14 protein-coding genes are annotated in these 17,482 nt (G+C 43.3%); 13 read left to right on the top strand and 1 reads right to left on the bottom strand.

Annotated elements, in window-relative coordinates:
* The first annotated feature begins 30 nt into the window (after nt 1-30).
* From NST58_RS08870 to NST58_RS08880, 3 genes are all read left to right on the top strand, one after another.
* Nucleotides 31-1,068: a helix-turn-helix domain-containing protein gene (locus NST58_RS08870; protein ID WP_339247375.1), complete on the top strand. Its 1,038-nt coding sequence runs from the start codon at nt 31-33 to the stop codon at nt 1,066-1,068.
* Between the two features lie 3 nt (nt 1,069-1,071).
* Nucleotides 1,072-2,334, top strand: a complete 1,263-nt coding sequence (locus NST58_RS08875) for an FAD-dependent oxidoreductase (protein WP_076184718.1) — start codon at nt 1,072-1,074, stop codon at nt 2,332-2,334.
* A 294-nt stretch (nt 2,335-2,628) separates the two neighbouring features.
* Nucleotides 2,629-3,546: a DUF5692 family protein gene (locus NST58_RS08880; protein WP_076126294.1), complete on the top strand. Its 918-nt coding sequence runs from the start codon at nt 2,629-2,631 to the stop codon at nt 3,544-3,546.
* Nucleotides 3,547-3,630: 84 nt separating this feature from the next.
* Here the strand turns inward: NST58_RS08880 and NST58_RS08885 are convergent, their stop codons facing one another.
* The gene (locus NST58_RS08885) at nt 3,631-4,491 is read right to left on the bottom strand and encodes a type II CAAX endopeptidase family protein (RefSeq protein ID WP_339247379.1); all 861 of its coding nucleotides are present in this window, start codon (nt 4,489-4,491) and stop codon (nt 3,631-3,633) included.
* A 521-nt stretch (nt 4,492-5,012) separates the two neighbouring features.
* Between NST58_RS08885 and alaS the strand changes: the two genes are divergently transcribed.
* The 10 genes from alaS to NST58_RS08935 all read left to right on the top strand — a co-directional run bounded on the left by alaS (nt 5,013) and on the right by NST58_RS08935 (nt 17,473).
* On the top strand, nt 5,013-7,646 hold the full coding sequence (gene alaS, locus NST58_RS08890; RefSeq protein ID WP_076126297.1) for an alanine--tRNA ligase: 2,634 nt from the start codon (nt 5,013-5,015) through the stop codon (nt 7,644-7,646).
* A gap of 314 nt (nt 7,647-7,960) precedes the next feature.
* The gene (locus NST58_RS08895; RefSeq protein WP_036675601.1) at nt 7,961-8,236 is read left to right on the top strand and encodes an IreB family regulatory phosphoprotein; all 276 of its coding nucleotides are present in this window, start codon (nt 7,961-7,963) and stop codon (nt 8,234-8,236) included.
* Nucleotides 8,233-8,652, top strand: coding sequence for a Holliday junction resolvase RuvX (ruvX, locus tag NST58_RS08900; RefSeq protein WP_036675598.1), 420 nt, complete (start codon nt 8,233-8,235; stop codon nt 8,650-8,652). The genes NST58_RS08895 and ruvX overlap by 4 nt, the downstream gene beginning before the upstream one ends.
* Before the next feature lie 13 nt (nt 8,653-8,665).
* The gene (locus NST58_RS08905) at nt 8,666-8,974 is read left to right on the top strand and encodes a DUF1292 domain-containing protein (RefSeq protein ID WP_038569507.1); all 309 of its coding nucleotides are present in this window, start codon (nt 8,666-8,668) and stop codon (nt 8,972-8,974) included.
* Nucleotides 8,967-9,275 (top strand): DUF1292 domain-containing protein, encoded by a 309-nt coding sequence (locus NST58_RS08910; RefSeq protein ID WP_076104918.1) that lies wholly within the window; start codon nt 8,967-8,969, stop codon nt 9,273-9,275. Before NST58_RS08905 ends, NST58_RS08910 begins: the two co-directional genes overlap by 8 nt.
* Nucleotides 9,276-9,447: 172 nt before the next feature.
* Complete coding sequence (mltG, locus tag NST58_RS08915; protein ID WP_339247381.1) at nt 9,448-10,497, top strand: endolytic transglycosylase MltG; 1,050 nt, start codon at nt 9,448-9,450, stop codon at nt 10,495-10,497.
* Between the two features lie 56 nt (nt 10,498-10,553).
* Entirely contained in the window at nt 10,554-11,486 is a 933-nt protein-coding gene (locus NST58_RS08920; RefSeq protein ID WP_076126299.1) for a peptidase U32 family protein, read from the top strand.
* 99 nt (nt 11,487-11,585) lie between these two features.
* Nucleotides 11,586-12,917 (top strand): U32 family peptidase, encoded by a 1,332-nt coding sequence (locus NST58_RS08925; protein ID WP_036675585.1) that lies wholly within the window; start codon nt 11,586-11,588, stop codon nt 12,915-12,917.
* 319 nt (nt 12,918-13,236) lie between these two features.
* A complete protein-coding gene (locus tag NST58_RS08930; RefSeq protein WP_248547696.1) occupies nt 13,237-15,423 on the top strand; it encodes a methyl-accepting chemotaxis protein in 2,187 nt (728 codons plus the stop codon).
* Nucleotides 15,424-15,592: 169 nt separating this feature from the next.
* Nucleotides 15,593-17,473: a sensor histidine kinase gene (locus NST58_RS08935; RefSeq protein ID WP_339247386.1), complete on the top strand. Its 1,881-nt coding sequence runs from the start codon at nt 15,593-15,595 to the stop codon at nt 17,471-17,473.
* Nucleotides 17,474-17,482 lie beyond the last annotated feature (9 nt).

Genomic DNA, 17,482 nt, shown 5'->3' on the forward strand with positions numbered 1-17,482 from the left:
ATAAAATAAAGATAGGAGGGGTGCAAATAGGTGAATGCGAACAACAAATATCATATCCTCATGCAAGGGGCCATCAGCAAGAATGTGAGCGAAACCTGTAAGGAGTTTGGCATTTCCCGGACGATCTATTATAAGTGGTCTAAAGCTTATCAACAACATGGAATGGATGGACTTGGGGAGAAGAAAAGAAAGCCGGTAATGCCTAATAAAGTAGATAAGAGAACGGAAAGATTGATCTTGGAGTACGTCGCCAGATTTCCTGAGGATGGGCCTAAACGCATCTTTTATGAACTGCAAGATGAAGGTATGCAAATAGGGGAATCCGGTATTTATAATGTACTACGTCGAAACGGACTAAATAAACGAATAGAACGTGAAGCTTACGCCAATCAAATCAAAGCAAAGAAGAGGAATGGCGCACAATCCACTCACACTAAAGGATTTAAAGAGAAACGGAAAATACTAGATTATAAGATGAAGAATCCGATAAATGCTCATCCCGGGTATATGTGTCAGCAGAGTATTAGCTATTTGGGAGTTTTCCCGAGGGTCGGAAAGGTATATCAATATGTAATTTATGATGCCTACTCCAGACTAGGTCTAGTTAAGCTATACAATCGGAAATCTACCATTCATTTTATAGATTTTATGCATCTGAAAGTTCTCCCATTGATGAAGACATTAGATTTTCATATCGATAATCTGGTTACGAACAAAAGCCGTGAATTCATTACGAACTGGGACAGAGGAAAACATAAATATAGTGAATTTTTACATAAGAACAATATTAATCAAGTAGCTATAACGGTAGACCAAACAGAGATATTTCAGCCCTTGCAGCAATTTGCGGCGGTGTTGACCAAAGAATTCTACCAGCAGGCTTGGGTAGATGATACGATAGATTCTTTTGAGATTTTAGAAAAGCGCTTACATGAATACTTGAGAACCTACAACTTCAGCAGGCAAATTACAGACGGACCTAATCAAGGTAAAATACCATCGGATGTCGCACTTGCCTATACGGGACAACGAGAAACTTTGCCATTATGGTTATTTACAAGGAGATAACGGATGATGACAAACACGAAGAATAAAGACCGAATTGGAATCATCGGTGCAGGGATTTCTGGGGTTACGGCTGCTTATGAATTAGCGAAAAAAGGATATACCAACATTACCCTCATGGAGAAGTCGGATAGAGTAGGAGGAAAGTGTCATTCTATTGAGTACAAAGGAAAAAGTTATGAAATGGGGACGCTAATCGGCCTGCCTACCTATAAACATACGATGGATTTTATGAGAGATTTTGATCTTATGGATAGGGGACCATTGTTAGAACGTGGATTTTTTGATAATAATGGGAGAAAAACTTCACAGATTCCCATGGAGCAGATAGAGGCGTTTACACAAGAATTCAAACGATTGCCGGATATTCTAAAACGCTATGAGTCTCTCCAAGAACCGGGTTTTCTCCACTTACCGCCAGATTTATGTCAGCCATTTTCGCAGTGGTGTGTAGAGAATAAGCTGTCTGTCCTTGAGCAGGTCTACATGCATTATTTTAATACTTTTGGATTCGGTGGTATCCATAATGTGCCCGCTGCATATGTGCTGAAATTTCTAAGCTATGATAATCTGTTGTCGTTTATTGAAATTACTCATATGATAACCTGGCCTAAGGGTGTTACTGAGCTGATTAGACGAATGGCCGACCAAGTGAACGATCTACGCCTGACTTGTGAAGTGCTTTTTATGGAGCAAGAACAAGATGGGCAGGTTCGAGTAGAGACGAGTCAGGACATCTTTTATTTTGACAAGGTCATTTATACAGCAGCTTTAGAGCAAATGGGCGATACAGTTAGCCTGTCAAGTGAGGACAAAACTTTATTAGCGAATATAACCTATGAATGGTTTAGGGTATATGCGTATAGAGTGAAGGGGTTGCCGGAGCTTTCTGGCTATATCCCCCGGAATATGTACCCTGAACGTAAAGGGCATATGATGGCATGGTACTATCGGTGGGCAGATATGGGAACTACGGATCTAGTTACGGTTTATGTAGCAGAGAATGAAGCTATGACTGATCTGGAAATGCGAGAGACGGTAGAAAATAAACTTCGCGAGCTGGGCGGAGAGAGCATTCGACTATATATGATGAAGCGTTGGAGGCATTTCCCACATGTGGATTCTAATGCGCTACATGAGGGATTTTATGAACGGGTTGATCAGATGCAGGGGAAAAACAATATCTATTTAGCTGGAGAAATCATGAACTTCCCTACACTTGAGAATTGTATTATATACGCGAAACACTTGGTTGAACGATTCTTTTGAATAACATTAAAGAGGAACCTTGTCCACAAAGAAATTTGTCGACAAGGTTTTTTTACATTCAAGTTAGGTTTGCAGTATATAGTTCTATAGACATGTATTCTAATAGATTTCTCAGAAGAAAGGTAGAAAGTTTGGCGAATTCTAGTGCTAGGGTTGTGTAAACTCAACTTGAAATGAAACTAAAAAAACACTGATAAATCAACGTTTTAAGCGATTTGATCGTTTAAAGAGGGATGGGCTATATTGGACCTGAGACACAGATTACATACACCAACCTACAAGGAGGAGTAAAACATGTTTTTATTCGAATCGATTCCCTGGTACTCTGCGCTAATGTGGTTAGTAGTACTAGCAGGATTAATGTTTGTAAATGAAATCGCACGGAAGAGCAAGTGGTTCTCAATCATTCTTTTTATAGTTGTCCCTATTGTTCTTACCATAGCGGTTTGGCCAAATACGGCAGGAGAAGGTTCCAGTACTGGAACATGGTTTCACTGGGTAAAAGTATATTCTGCTTTGGCAGGATGTATAGGGTTTATGGCTATCCGTTATGTTAAAGGATGGGACAAAAATAAATATATATTAATGTTCCCGGCTATTATCCTTGCAGTTAACATTCTTGAAGCAGTTATTCGTGATTTCCAAGTGTACAGCTTGCAAGGTATGGTGGATGGCGTAATGATGGTAGGTGGTCCTTGGAACATTATGAACGGGATCGCAGGTATTCTGAACATTATTACGATTTCTGGTTGGATGGGTATTGTGATCAGTAAAGATAAGAGTAAAGATATGTTGTGGCCTGACCAGCTTTGGTTCTGGATCATTGCTTATGACATTTGGAACTTTGCCTATGTATATAATGCAGTTTCTGACCATTCCTTCTATGCAGGTGCAGCATTGTTGATCTCTTGTACCATCCCGGCGTTCTTCTTTAAAAAAGGGGCATGGCTGCAGCATCGTGCACAGACTTTGGCGATTTGGATGATGTTTACGATGTCGTTCCCGGCGTTTGTTGGCGAGTCAAAGTTCTCTGTACAATCCTCTCATAGTGAAACCGCTCTGTGGATAGTAAGTGCATTATCTTTAGCTGCTAATATTGCAGTGTTTGGTTATCATTTCTATAAAATCATCAAGCATAAACGCAATCCGCTTAAAGATGAAGTTTATACGGATTTAGCTGCTTATAAAGCTATTGCAGAGGGTGCGAATTAATAGAGACATTATAGTAATAGTGATAGAAGTTCCTCCTGCTTAAAGGGGGGAACTTCTTTTTGTGAATAATTAAAGTTCTAATTATCAGAGCCCCATATCCGCCCGTTGCTGCGCACGAAATGTTTTCCTTTTTATACAAAGCAAAAGACAAGTCAGTAATAAGACACATAATAAAGTTGCTGTATATGTGAAATTGCTGTTCCAAAACGCTATCTGAATATTCATTAATGAGTGAACGCCGATCACGAAAAATAAATTTCGGGTTAAGATATAGAGTAGAGCGAATATAATTCCTAGAATTAGAAGCATGATAAAATCATAAACAAACTCCATTCCAACTAATCCTGAGTAAATCCGGTTTGGGATATGTATGGCGGCAAAGATCGATTGTGAAATCAGCATTGCAGAGATCATCCGTGTAGTTTTGTTGTTGATTTTTTTTAAGTATAGATAGATTTGAACGAGCAGGAAGCCGCGAAATAAGATTTCTTCCAATAAAGCATTTCCCAAGACTTGACCTAGAATTTCACCGAAAACTAAATTTGAATGGCTGAAGATAGCATTGTTAAGTGTTAGCTCTGAGTGATTCAGGTGTACCATACACAAATCTACTATATTTATAGCGAGCCAAAACAGAAAGGTACCCAGCAGTCCGGCTCTTAATTTTTCTATTTTTAACCCAAAATCCCGGGGCGAAACTTTAGCTATCAGAATCAAAAAAATAATTACTTCTAAGAGAAGCCCAACTAGATTGGCGGCTAACGTTTCATTGATCCAGTGGTTTGTGCTTTTGGCAATAAAACTTAAATATCCATGCTCAAAAAGGATGAGATTAACCGCAAGAGTAAAGATAATATGAATAAAAATGAGGCTCGCTATAAAAAGGTAGTGTGTAGGCTTTGCTTCAAAAATCGATGATGGATTGAACTCCTTGGCGTGAAGCATCGACGGCAGTCCTCCTGATACAAAATATTCCAAATTAACCTTAGATTTCACTATATCCTTTTTGAGGCCAAGTTTACTGTTACAAAAATCATGTGTTATTCTTCACATTCGCCCATCCCCAGATTGACAGAAGCAAGGGCACTGGCTATACTTGAAATGTTAAAATGCAAATCGGACAAATCGTTGATGAAAATGAAGTACACCGGAGGATGGCTTGATCAGAGAAAAGGTTCCTTTACGAAACGTTTCGTAATGGCTGTGAGAACCTTGAAGATAGGCCGGTGGAAAGCTAATTTCGGAGTGTGAGATCAATGCTCACCGGGGGGCGCCCGTTATCAGCCGCGACAAGGCGATCGTCTGCAATTGTCCCATTAGTGGGGTCAAGGCGATAACCAGGGTGGTACCGCGATATTAATCGTCCCTGAATTATTCAGGGGCGTTTTTTTGTTTTTATTTTTTAGGTATTTTGTAATTTCCGGTGTAAATGCCGAAGTAAAAAGATGAGACGGGAGCTGTAAATGATGAAAGCAAGTGAAATTCGTTCCAAATGGCTTAAATTTTTTGAAAGTAAAGGTCACAAGATTGAACCAAGTGCGTCCCTCGTTCCTCACAACGATCCTTCGCTTCTGTGGATCAATGCGGGTATGGCACCTTTGAAAGTGTACTTTGATGGCCGGGAGGTTCCAGAAAATCCGCGCCTGACTAACTCACAAAAATGTATTCGTACCAATGATATCGAGAATGTGGGTAAGACACGCCGTCACCATACATTTTTCGAGATGCTGGGTAACTTCTCCATCGGCGATTATTTCAAAGAAGAAGCTATCACATGGGCTTGGGAGTTCCTAACCGGCAAAGAGTGGATCGGCTTTGACCCGGAACGTATTTCCGTAACGGTGTACGCAGAGGATGAAGAGGCATTTAAGCTGTGGAATGAAAAGGTTGGCCTGCCTGCTGAACGCATCATTAAGCTGGGCGACGATAATTTCTGGGATATTGGCGAAGGCCCATGCGGTCCTTGCTCGGAAATCTTTTATGACCGTGGTGAAGCTTACGGCAGTGATATGAGCGATCCGGAAATGTATCCAGGTGGAGAAAATGAACGCTGGTTAGAAGTATGGAACCTGGTGTTCTCACAATTCAACCATAACAAGGATGGCAGCTATACGCCGCTTCCGAATAAAAACATTGATACAGGGGCTGGCTTGGAGCGTTTTGCATCCATTCTACAGGATGTAGATTCCAACTTCGACACTGATTTGTTCCAACCTATTATTCAAAAGACAGCACAGCTCGCGGGTGTAACTTATAAAGATAACGTTGAGCAGGATATCGCGCTTAAAGTAATCGCTGACCATGTGCGTACCGTTACTTTTGCGGTAGGGGATGGAGTACTTCCTTCTAATGAAGGACGCGGTTATATTATCCGCCGTTTGCTTCGCCGTGCTGTTCGGTACGGAAAGACCTTGGGTCTGGATCGTCCATTCCTGTATGAGCTGACTGAAACCGTTGGCGAAATTATGGGTGTCTACTATCCATCCGTTGTGGACAACCGCGAATATATCGCAAAGATTATTCGTACAGAAGAAGAACGTTTCCACGAAACATTGTCTGACGGATTGGCTATTTTGGGTGAGATCAGTGCTAAAGCAAAAGCAGAGGGTCTCAGCAATATTGCTGGAGCCGATGCATTTAAGTTATATGATACTTATGGGTTCCCATTTGACCTGACCGAAGATTTCGCAGCGGAGCAAGGTTTAACTGTAGACCGAGAAGGTTTTGATGCGGCTATGCAGGAGCAACGTGACCGCGCGAGAGCTGCACGTCATGATGGCGGCAGCATGAAGATCCAGGGAGGCGCACTAGCAGACCTGACGGTTAAAAGTGAATTTGTTGGATATAATGACTCGGTAACAGAGTCGAAAATCCTGGCTATTGTTGTGGGTGATGAATTGGTAGATGTCGCCGGTGAAGGCGCAGAATGCCAAGTTATTCTTGATACAACACCGTTCTATGCTGAGAGCGGCGGACAAGTAAGTGACACGGGTGTGCTTACTGGGGGTTCAGTTACAGCTAAGGTAAAAGGACTCTTTAAAGCTCCACACGGCCAACACGTACATTTGGTAACTGTGGAAGCGGGAGAATTGAAAGTGGGCGAATCCGTTCGCGCGGAAGTGGATCGTGCGGAGCGTGAAGATATCGTGAAGAACCACACAGCTACCCATTTATTGCACAAAGCGCTTAAAGAAGTTCTTGGCGGGCATGTTAATCAAGCGGGATCTTTAGTGGAAGGTGCTCGTTTGCGGTTTGACTTCTCCCATTTTGGAGCGATTACTCCAGAAGAATTGAGCGATATCGAACATCGCGTAAATGCACAAATCTGGCGCGGTCTAGATGTAGTGATTGAGAACAAGCCGATTGATGAAGCTAAAGCAATGGGAGCAATGGCACTCTTTGGTGAAAAATACGGTAATATCGTCCGTGTCGTTCAAGTGGGCGATTATAGCCTTGAGCTTTGCGGTGGTTGTCATGTATCCAACACGTCGCAAATCGGAATTTTCAAGCTGCTTAGCGAAAGTGGCATTGGTTCCGGAGTGCGCCGCATCGAAGCGGTTACCGGACGTTACGCTTACCAGTTCACTGAAAGTCAGCTAGATTTGCTCAAACAATCAGCAGGCCTTCTTAAGTCTTCTCTGAATGACGTTCCGAAACGGATCGAAGCGCTGCATAACCAGGTGCGTGAGCTTTCGCGTGAGAATGAGTCCTTGCAATCCAAGCTGAGTGCTACTTTTGCTGCTGAACTTACAAGCAGTGTGAAGACAGTTGGCGCAGGTACGCAGCTCCTGGCTGTTGCTGTTCAAGCAGGCAATATGGATGCTTTGCGTTCCACAGCGGATGAATTGAAATCCAAGCTTCCGGATGCAGTGCTTGTATTAGGTGCGGCGATGGATGATAAGGTAAACTTTGTAGTATCTGTACCGCAAGACCTTGTGAAGAAAGGTTTCCATGCTGGTAAACTCGTTAAAGAAATTGCAGCGGTTTGCGGCGGTGGTGGCGGTGGACGTCCAGATATGGCGCAAGCCGGCGGTAAAGATGCTTCTAAGCTAAACGAAGCATTGGCAAAGGCTGAAGAATTGGTAGCTTCCTTAGCCTAAGTTAAAATTACGAAACCATTTCTCTAACTAAACGTATTACGAGAAAACATAGCGGTACTGAGAGTTTGATATCAGTACCGCTACTCTTTATTAGCAGGATGTTAGATATTCATGAATAATTGTGCTTGACAATAGCTTAAAAGCCAAAAATATCATAATTTTTGTAGAGAAAATGCCAAAAAAAGCGTTAATAACGGGCAGGATTTCCTCGTTGGGGCATGAATATGTTATGATAAAGGAAGCAAGCGAGCTGCACAGTAGCAACTTTGCGAAGCCGTCCCAAAAGGCGATTTTGCAGAAGGAAGGTGTCACAAATGGACTCCATGGACAAAACGGTCAAATTCAATGTGAAGGGCGACGAAAAGGAAGCTTCTCCCCAGGAAATATTGCTAGCAGTATACGATGCACTGGTGGAGAAAGAGTATCATCCGATCAATCAGATCGTAGGGTATCTTCTTTCCGGAGATCCGGCTTACATTCCGCGCCATAACAATGCGAGAAGTTTGGTCCGGAGAAAAGAACGTGATGAGCTGATTGAAGAGCTGGTTAGATTCTATCTCGTCAATCACAGGGTGGACAATCCGAAATGAAGAAGAAGTTAGGTTTAGATTACGGCGACCGTAGAATCGGTGTAGCCACAAGTGATGTTTTTGGCTGGACGGCACAAGCTCTTGAAACGATTGAGCGCCGAGGTACGGGTAATGAGTTCGAACGCATTCGTGAACTTGTTGCAGAGCACGAAATTGGAGAGATTGTAGTTGGTCTACCGAAGAATATGAACGGCTCAGTAGGACCCCGGGGCGAAATCTGTATAGAGTTCGCTGATAAGCTACGGGAAGAGTTAGAAATGCCCGTACACCTTTGGGATGAGCGTCTGACGACGGTATCCGCAGAGCGGGTGCTGATTGAAGGGGACGTCAGCCGGAAGAAACGCAAGGGGATTGTGGATAAAATGGCTGCAGCCCTGATTTTGCAAAATTTTTTGGATGCTAACAGTAAAAGGTGAGGGGTGCGAGGATATGACAAACGAACAGATTGGCCAAGAGGAAGAACCGGAAATTATCTATATTCCCGATGAGGAAGGTAATGAAGAGGAATTCGAGGTCATTATGAAGTTTGAGGTTGATGGCTCGGACGCTAAGTATATGATGGTGGTTCCGCTAGACTCCGAGGACGAGGAAACCGATGAGGTATACGCGTTCCGTTATGTGGAAGAAGGCGACGATCTTCAATTGTTCATGATCGATAATGACGAGGAGTGGGCGATTGTCGAAGAGACTTTCAACACACTGGTCGACGAGTTGGACGGAGGATCGGAGAATGACTGAGATATCCGCTGATCAAGCGGTATGGACTTCACGGCTTAAAGAAGCATACGGAGAAACTGTAGAACTGGAAGATGAGCAAGGCAAATCTTCCATTTACGATATTATCGCCGAATTTGAAGTCGGTGATCGCGGATATGCAGTGCTGAAAGGCTCTGGCAAAGACGTGGAGTATGAAATCCTGCGTATCGTTGTCTCTTCTGACGGACTTCCGGAATTGGAGAGCATTATGGACGATGAAGAGTGGGAAGACATCTCTGAGCTATACGATGAGATGACTTTTCCAGCAGATGGCGCTGAATAAAACTTAAACATGTACGTTACATTTATGATGGGCACGGAAGAGGGCGGAGAATTCCGCGCTCTTTTTGCTTGAAATGCGAGCAATATCCTATATACATCAATCTAAGGAAATATATATTGAATTTTAGGCAATACACTTTTATACTTTATAGTCGGAAAGTGAGGAACCAGACTTGAAATCCGCAATCCGTACTGTGTTAATCATTATTCTTTTGCTGGTAGCAGCAGGAGGTGGGGGCGCATGGTACATTTGGAACGGGATGCAGCCGGTAGAGCCTGCAGGTCCTGCTGTAACATTTACGATAGAGAAGGGCATGGGAAGTGCGGAGATTGCTGATCTGCTTGAGCAGAATGGCATTATCCGTAAGAGTCTTTTTTTTAAGGGATATTTGAAATGGACTAAAGAAGGCTCTAGCTTCAAAGCAGGTACTTATATCGCTAAGCCCGGTGATAGCTATGATGAACTCATTGCAAGATTAAATGCAGGTGATGTAGTTAAGGAAGAAACTGTGGTCTTTACTATCCCCGAAGGATATACTGCTGAGCAGATCGCTAAGAAGCTCGCTGAAGCCTGGAATCAGGATGCGGCTACTTTTCTTGAAATTATGGATACTGGTGCAGGTTTGAAGGGGATTGATATTCTTGGTATCCCGCAGGATAAGAATCTACGCCACCGTCTTGAAGGATATTTATTCCCCGAAACCTATGAGCTGGTCAAAGATAGCACGCCCCAGGAAGTTGTAGAAGCGCTTTTGGATCAGTTCCAGAAGAAGCTCGATACGATTCCTAACTGGCAGCAAAAGCTAGAAACGCGTGGATTGTCTCTGCATGAACTGTTGACCGTAGCCTCGCTGGTTGAGCGGGAAGTTGTGGTGGATAGTGAACGTCCGCTTGTGGCTGGTGTTATTTATAACCGCCTAAAGAAAGAGCAGAAGCTGGAGATCGACGCTACCGTTCAATATTTACTCAATAAGCAGAAGGAAAGACTTTTGTATAAAGATTTGGAAGTTGATAGTCCATATAATACGTATAAGAATATTGGACTTCCTCCGGGACCTATTAGTAATCCGGGGCTGGAGTCCATTCAAGCGGCACTCGAACCAGAAGCTTCTGAATATTACTTCTATGTGACCAAAAAAGATGGTACACAGGGCCATTTATTTGCTAAGACCTACAAGGAACATTTAGCCAATATCGAAAAAAGTAAGCAAGAATCGAAATAAACTATTAAAATGAAGAGTGGTGCGGTTGAAATAACTGTACAAGTAGGAGGTACAACATGACTAACAAACCGGAATTGCTGGTGACGGCAGCGTCCTTGGAGGAAGCTGCTGCTCTGCTGGATGCTGGAGCAGATGCGTTGCTCATTGGGGATGACCGTTTCGGGATGCGGCTTGCTGGACATTTCTCTCTGGAGGATACAGCGACTGTCGTAGAAATGGCACATTCGCGAGGCTGCAAAGTGTATGCAAGCTTGGGTGGGCTGATGTCCAACCGTCTGCTGGATGAGCTTCCTGCCTATGTGAAGGCTTTAGGTGAGCTTGGCATTGATGGTGTTGAATTCGGGGATCCAGCAGTGTTAACCACTGTGAAGAAAGAAGCGCCAGCAATGAAGCTGCACTGGAATGCGGAAATGACTTCCACCAACTATGCGACAGCGAATTATTGGGGACGCAAGGGGGCTTCTCGCGTTGTGCTGGCCCGTGAGCTGAATATGGATGAAATGACGGAAATGGTTCCGCTTTTGGAGATTGAGGCACAGGTGCAGGTTCATGGAATGACCAATATATACCATTCCAAGCGGAAGCTTGTTGAAAGCTATATGTCACATCAAGGCCGTCCTAGTGATGGAGGAAGTCTCGGGAAGGAACGCGGACTATTTCTGATTGAGGAAGAACGAGATGACCAGAAATTCCCGATTTATGAAGACGAGAACGGCACTCATATTATGAGCTCGGATGATATTTGTATTTTGGAGGATCTGCATATTCTGATGGCTGCAGGTATACACAGCCTTAAGATTGAGGGACTCTTGAAATCGATAGCGTATAATGTAACGGTTGTGAAGACTTATCGTAAAGCTATAGATCTTTATGCGGCTGATCCGGAAGGTTATGCCTTCAATGAGGAATGGATGGATGTAATCAGAACGGTGCAGGACCCTGAACGGGAGTTAAGCTTCGGATTTTTCTATAAAGAGCAAGTATATTAAGTTTGACAAAATTAAAGAGGTTATAGGTCCCCACGAAGATTAGGTACAGCATTTATAGCATGTGACTTAGCTTTGTGGGCGATGGAGGGGAGAACAGGAATGGGAACCATGACAAAGCCGCAATATAAGGGCAAACGTTACCGTCTGGACAAACCGGAGCTCCTCGCTCCGGCTGGTAATTTGGAAAAATTGAAGTTCGCAGTACACTATGGTGCGGATGCTGTTTATATCGGAGGACAACAATACGGCTTGCGTTCCGGCGCAGATAATTTCAGCTTCGAGGAAATGCGCGAAGGTGTTGAATTCGCCAAGAAATATGGCGCTAAGGTATTTGTTGCAACAAACATTTATGCTCACAATGAAGATGTCGCGGGAATTGAAGAATACCTGCGTAACTTATATGAAGCTGGCATTGCTGCTATTATCGTAGCTGATCCAATCATTGTAGATACAGCACGCCGGTTAGTGCCTGGTCTTGAAGTGCATTTGAGTACACAGCAGTCTACGTTGAACTGGCAAGCGGTGTCCTTCTGGAAGGAAGAGGGGCTTCCGCGTGTTGTTTTGGGCCGTGAGACAAGCCTGGAAGAGATCGCTGAGATTAAAAAACATGTCGACATTGAAATCGAAAGCTTCATCCATGGTGCAATGTGTTCCTCGTATTCGGGTCGTTGTGTATTGTCCAACCATTTCACCGACCGTGATTCCAATCGCGGGGGCTGTTGCCAGTCTTGCCGCTGGAAATATGATTTGTTTGAGGATGCACGTCCGGAAGGGACTTGGGTGTCTGAGGAAGAGCAGGCTGAAGCGAAATCTCCAGCTCCTTTGCTTCCCGGGGTAACTCAGATTCCACTGCATCAGCAAGGAGATAATCCCTTCTCCATGGGCTCTAAGGATTTGTGTATGCTGGAAAGTATACCTGAACTGATTGAAGTGGGCATCGACAGCTTCAAGATCGAAGGACGAATGAAGTCAATCCACTATGTGGCTACTGTCGTTAATGCATATCGTAAAGCCATTGATGCTTATATGGCAGATCCGGAAGGGTATGAATTGAAGCAGGAATGGCTGGATGAGCTTAATAAAGCCGCTAACCGTCCGCTAAACACAGGATTCTTCTATGATACTCCGGATCATGAAGATCATATCTATGAGCCTGAAGAAAAAGCAGCTCCGTATGATTTTGCTGGACTTGTAATTGAGTACGATGCTGAAAGTGGTACGGCACTAGTTCAACAGCGCAATCACTTTAAGCCAGGTCAGGAAGTAGAATTCTTTGGACCTAACGATACGTTCTTCAAGCAAACGGTTGGCGAAATATGGGATGAGAAAGGCAATTCGCTTGATGCTGCCCGTCATCCACTGCAACCTATTCGTATGAAGGTAGATCAACCGGTTGCATACTTTGATATGATGCGTAAGAAGAAGTTTTAATAAAAAACAGGGAAGCCTTTGGTCATCCAAGAGCCTCCCTGTTTTTCTTTTTGACAAAGCAAACAATAAGTTATATATATTAGGGATTAACAAATATCTCCAAGAGAGGAGGTGCAGCAAGCTATTTATTATGTTTAAACATACATAGGTTAAAAGTTGTAAAAAAAGTCTCGTAAAGCTAAGGAAAAAGACCTAATACGCCGATATATATATTGGTTAACGCTTTCATGCGTATTCTAATATTAGCGGGTAGGTGATCAAGATGGGGGATCCTGATCAAGATAGTATTAGTGAAAAGCATAATGAGAGAAGGTTTAGCATGAATAAAAAGAATAAGAAATCGGCGATCACAGGAAACAAGGAAACAAGCAAGATTGAAGGGGCAGTTAAGACACCTAAGTTTAATTTGAAGAATGGGATAGATTTGCGGGGACAGATCAAAAGAGTTAATCCTATGGAATCTGTTGGCGTGAAGATATTCCTGATATTTTTGTGTGCAATTGTAATTGTGGTAATGGCACTTGGACTGCTATCTTATTCAAAAGCCAAGAAGACAATTAAGAACAACGTATCGGAAGCCTACCGTCAGACTATTATTCAGACCTCAGAGAAGTTAGATATTACTTTGAAGCAGTACGAGAACTTGGCTTTACAGCTTTATTTTGATGCGCAGATGCAAGAAGATTTGAAGTCTTTAGTGACTGCACAATCTTCCTATGAGAAATTTGAAGCTACAAGCGCAGTAAGTAAAAAGTTGTCCAGTCAGATTACAACGGATTCTAATATTCTTAGTGTTTCTTTGATCCCGGAGTCGCCTGATCAAGACATTGTTACAAGTGGCAGTGGCGGCATTAAGTTAGATAACATAAGAGAACAAGAATGGTATAAGAAGATTGTCGACAACACTGCATCTTATGAATCCTACTATTCTAAAGGTGATGGTGATGCAGCCAAGAACATATGGTTCTCGACAGCTGTTCAAGGTGATGGAGACAAAAATATTGCTATGGCAAGATCTCTCAAAACCCTGGGCTCAGGTACAGGATACATAGTCATCCTTGTGTTGAAGAATACATTGCTGGAGGAATCATTCGCAAGTGTACAGCTGGGAGATGGCTCTCGAATTCAACTTGTCACTCCTGATGGAACCGTAGTAGCTTCTTCGGATTCAAAAGACGATGGTAAACCTTCAGAGTTCGCTTTTATTCAGGCAAGTAAAAAGGATAACAAAAGTTTGGATGAGAAGGATACAAACGGGAAAGAGATCCTTGCTGTCTTTAATCCAATGATCCGGGCGGATTGGAAGTTGGCAGGGGTAGTCCCAACAGATGAGCTAGTAAAAGAAGCACGTCCGATTCTGTTGACTACTTTTATTGCGGCTGCTGGTGCGGCTCTGCTAGCCATAGTAATCGGGATCTGGATGGTGCGTATGATTGCTCGCCCTCTAGCACGCTTGAAGGATCTTATGGTACAAGGTGCAGGTGGTGATCTAAGTGTACGTACAGAATATGTCTCTAAAGATGAAATTGGCCAGCTATCAGCTTCCTTTAACGTGATGATGGAGCGTATTACTGAGCTTGTATCGCAAACGACAGAAACCGCTCGGGATGTGCTGGAGACCGCTGGTGAGCTTGGTGAAGCCTCACGGAAGACAGCTATTTCTGCGAAGGAAATCGCAGCCGCTACGGAAGAAATTGCCGGTGGGGCAGGCAGTCTGGCGCTTGAAGCTGAACGAGGTAATGAGCTTACAGATGTGATTGCTACGCAAATGCAGACTGTAATATACGCCAACACTGAGATGGATGAAGCAGCACGTGGGGTTGGTGAAGCTAGTGCTCAAGGTGCTAAGCAATTAACTGACCTGCTGGATCAGACTAGCCGCACTGGAGAAAAAACAAGTGCACTTGTCGAACGTGTCAACCACCTGAAGGAGACAGTATTCTCCGTAATTAAGGTGTTGGATGTGATGAAGAGTATCACGCAACAGACGAATATTTTATCATTAAATGCGACAATAGAAGCCGCTCGTGCAGGAGAAGCTGGTAAGGGCTTCATGGTAGTTGCGGGTGAAGTGCGGCAGCTTGCTGACCAATCGAAACAATCTATTGCCCTTGTTGCTGGAATTACGGATAAGATCATGGCGGAAATGAACGAAACGGAAGCTGTATTATCCGAAGTAGCACCACTGTTTAAAGAACAAGTAAGCTCCGTGAAGAGTACAAGTGATATCTTCCTGTCCGTAAAAGGACAGATGGATGAATTCATAACAAGCCTGGAATCGGTGACGACAGCGATTAGCAGTCTGAATCATTCGCAAGGTGTGTTGTCAGAGGCTATGGGGAACGTTAGCGCCGTAGCTGAGCAATCTTCAGCAACTTCCCAAGAAGTAGCTTCACTCAGTAATGAACAGCAAAATGTAAGTGATCAACTCGTTTCATTATCTGGCAAGCTGGAAAGTGCTTCAGGTCAATTGAAGGACAAGCTGTCATTATTCACTATAAAATGAGTGGATTCATCACTAATTTCTAAATTGTTTACCTAACAAAACCGCTTCTTCAACATGAAGAGGCGGTTTGTTGTTGTGTAATGAAGAACTACACCGTATAATAACTTTGTTAGGTATTTGTTATAATTTAATAACAAGTTAGGTAAAAAGTATTAAGGAGAAGGACCAAATGAAAGGTAGACGCATCTCTGGCTGGTGGTCCGTTATCGGGGACATGAGCATGGAACGCAAGCTGCTCCTCGTCTTTTTAATTATCATTACCCTCCCGCTATCCTTCATCAGTGTATTTACCTTCAAGAGCTACTCAGAATCTATTCAGGGGAACACCATTGCTTATTCTGAGAAATTAATCGATCAAATGATGGATGGAGTAGACGATTATATCGAAGATATGAAGCGTATTTCATCTATGCCCGCCTATGTGAATGATATCAAACAGAATTTAATACGTTCGAACAACTACCATGAGCAGAAAAAGATTATGGGAGGCGCAACTGGGAGTGCTGCTTTGTCGCCCGGTGATTTTGATCTTCTGTTGTCCATTCAACGGGGGATAGAGGGCAATATTTCGTTTATTAACAATATTAAGCGAGGTGCGAACTCGGTTTATATTTTTGACGCTTACGGAAATGGTTATTATTCTGCGAAGGATGGTGGCGTACGACTCGATCTCGAGCAAAGCTATAAATACTGGAGCCAGCAGACTAAGGATTCCAGCGGAGAAGCATTATTGTTCGGTACTCAAGCGTATACAAGTAATCTGCAGAGCACCCGATATGCTTTTACCGTTGTTCGCAAAATCGTGGATGGCTTGTTAAATCCAATCGGGCTGATTGCGGTTGAAGCGAATATTAGCAATTTGGAGAATCAAGTTACGGGGCTGGATAAAGTCACCCATGGGAAGTCGTTGATTGTGGATGAGAAGGGAATGGTCATCTACGACAGCGACAAGAAGCTGCTGGCCACAGATATTTCTGATTCAGACTTGTTCAAAAGAGTTGGAGGCATTTCTGGAAGCTTTTATGATACAGTCAACGGAAAAGAGCGGTTGAATATTTACTCTGGCTCTACCAAAACCAATTGGAAGGTAATTATCTCTATTCCTGTTGATGTACTGATGCGTGATGTGAAGCTGACCCGTAATACAACACTTGCTGCTACATTAAGTATCATAGTACTAGCGTTAATTATTTCGATTATTCTTTCCGTTGCCCTTACTAAATCGCTGACTCAAATGATTCAATTGATGAAAAAAGTTCAGGGCGGCGATCTGGATGTGATGTTCAGAGTTAAACGGCGTGACGAAATTGGTCTGCTGGGGCATCAATTTAATCGTATGTTAGCCCGAATCAGGCAGCTAATTCAGGATATTTACCGCATAGAAGAACAGAAAAAGGAAGCAGAGCTTCATGCGCTGCAGAGTCAAATCAATCCTCATTTTATCTATAACACACTGGAGTCCATCCGAATGACCGCCGAGCTGAATGATGATGTCGAAGCTGCGGATATGATCTCTATTCTGGGCAAACTGCTACGGTACAGTACAAGTGATCTGAGTGGCAATACGACATTGAAGCAAGAGCTTGGGTATGTGCGTAATTACGTCGAGCTGCTGAACTATCGTTATCCTAACCGTTTTTTACTGGATATCGATGTGCCGAAGTCGTTAGATAATTACTCTATTATCAAGCTGGTCTTCCAGCCTATCATTGAGAATGCAGCTTACCATGGCTTAGATGATAATAAGCCGCAAATGCATTTAAGCATCCGCTGCGAGATTACAGAGCAAATGCTGTTGTTTCATATTAAAGACGACGGGATCGGAATGGATGAGAAGACTTTGGAGAAATTGAATGATGGGCTGCAGAACGAAAGTCCTCCTAAAAAAAGCATTAACGGGGGGATAGGCATGAAAAATGTACAGCAGCGAGTGCGTCTTCATTATGGAGCGGCATTTGGGATCCAGGTATATAGTGAGCTTGGACGAGGGACCGATGTTATTTTGTCGCTGCCATTACTGGAGCAGGAATTAATTGGCTTACCTGAGTAACGAAATAAG

Origin of the sequence: Paenibacillus sp. FSL R10-2796, assembly GCF_037965315.1 — a bacterium.
Lineage (GTDB): Bacteria > Bacillota > Bacilli > Paenibacillales > Paenibacillaceae > Paenibacillus_AQ > Paenibacillus_AQ odorifer.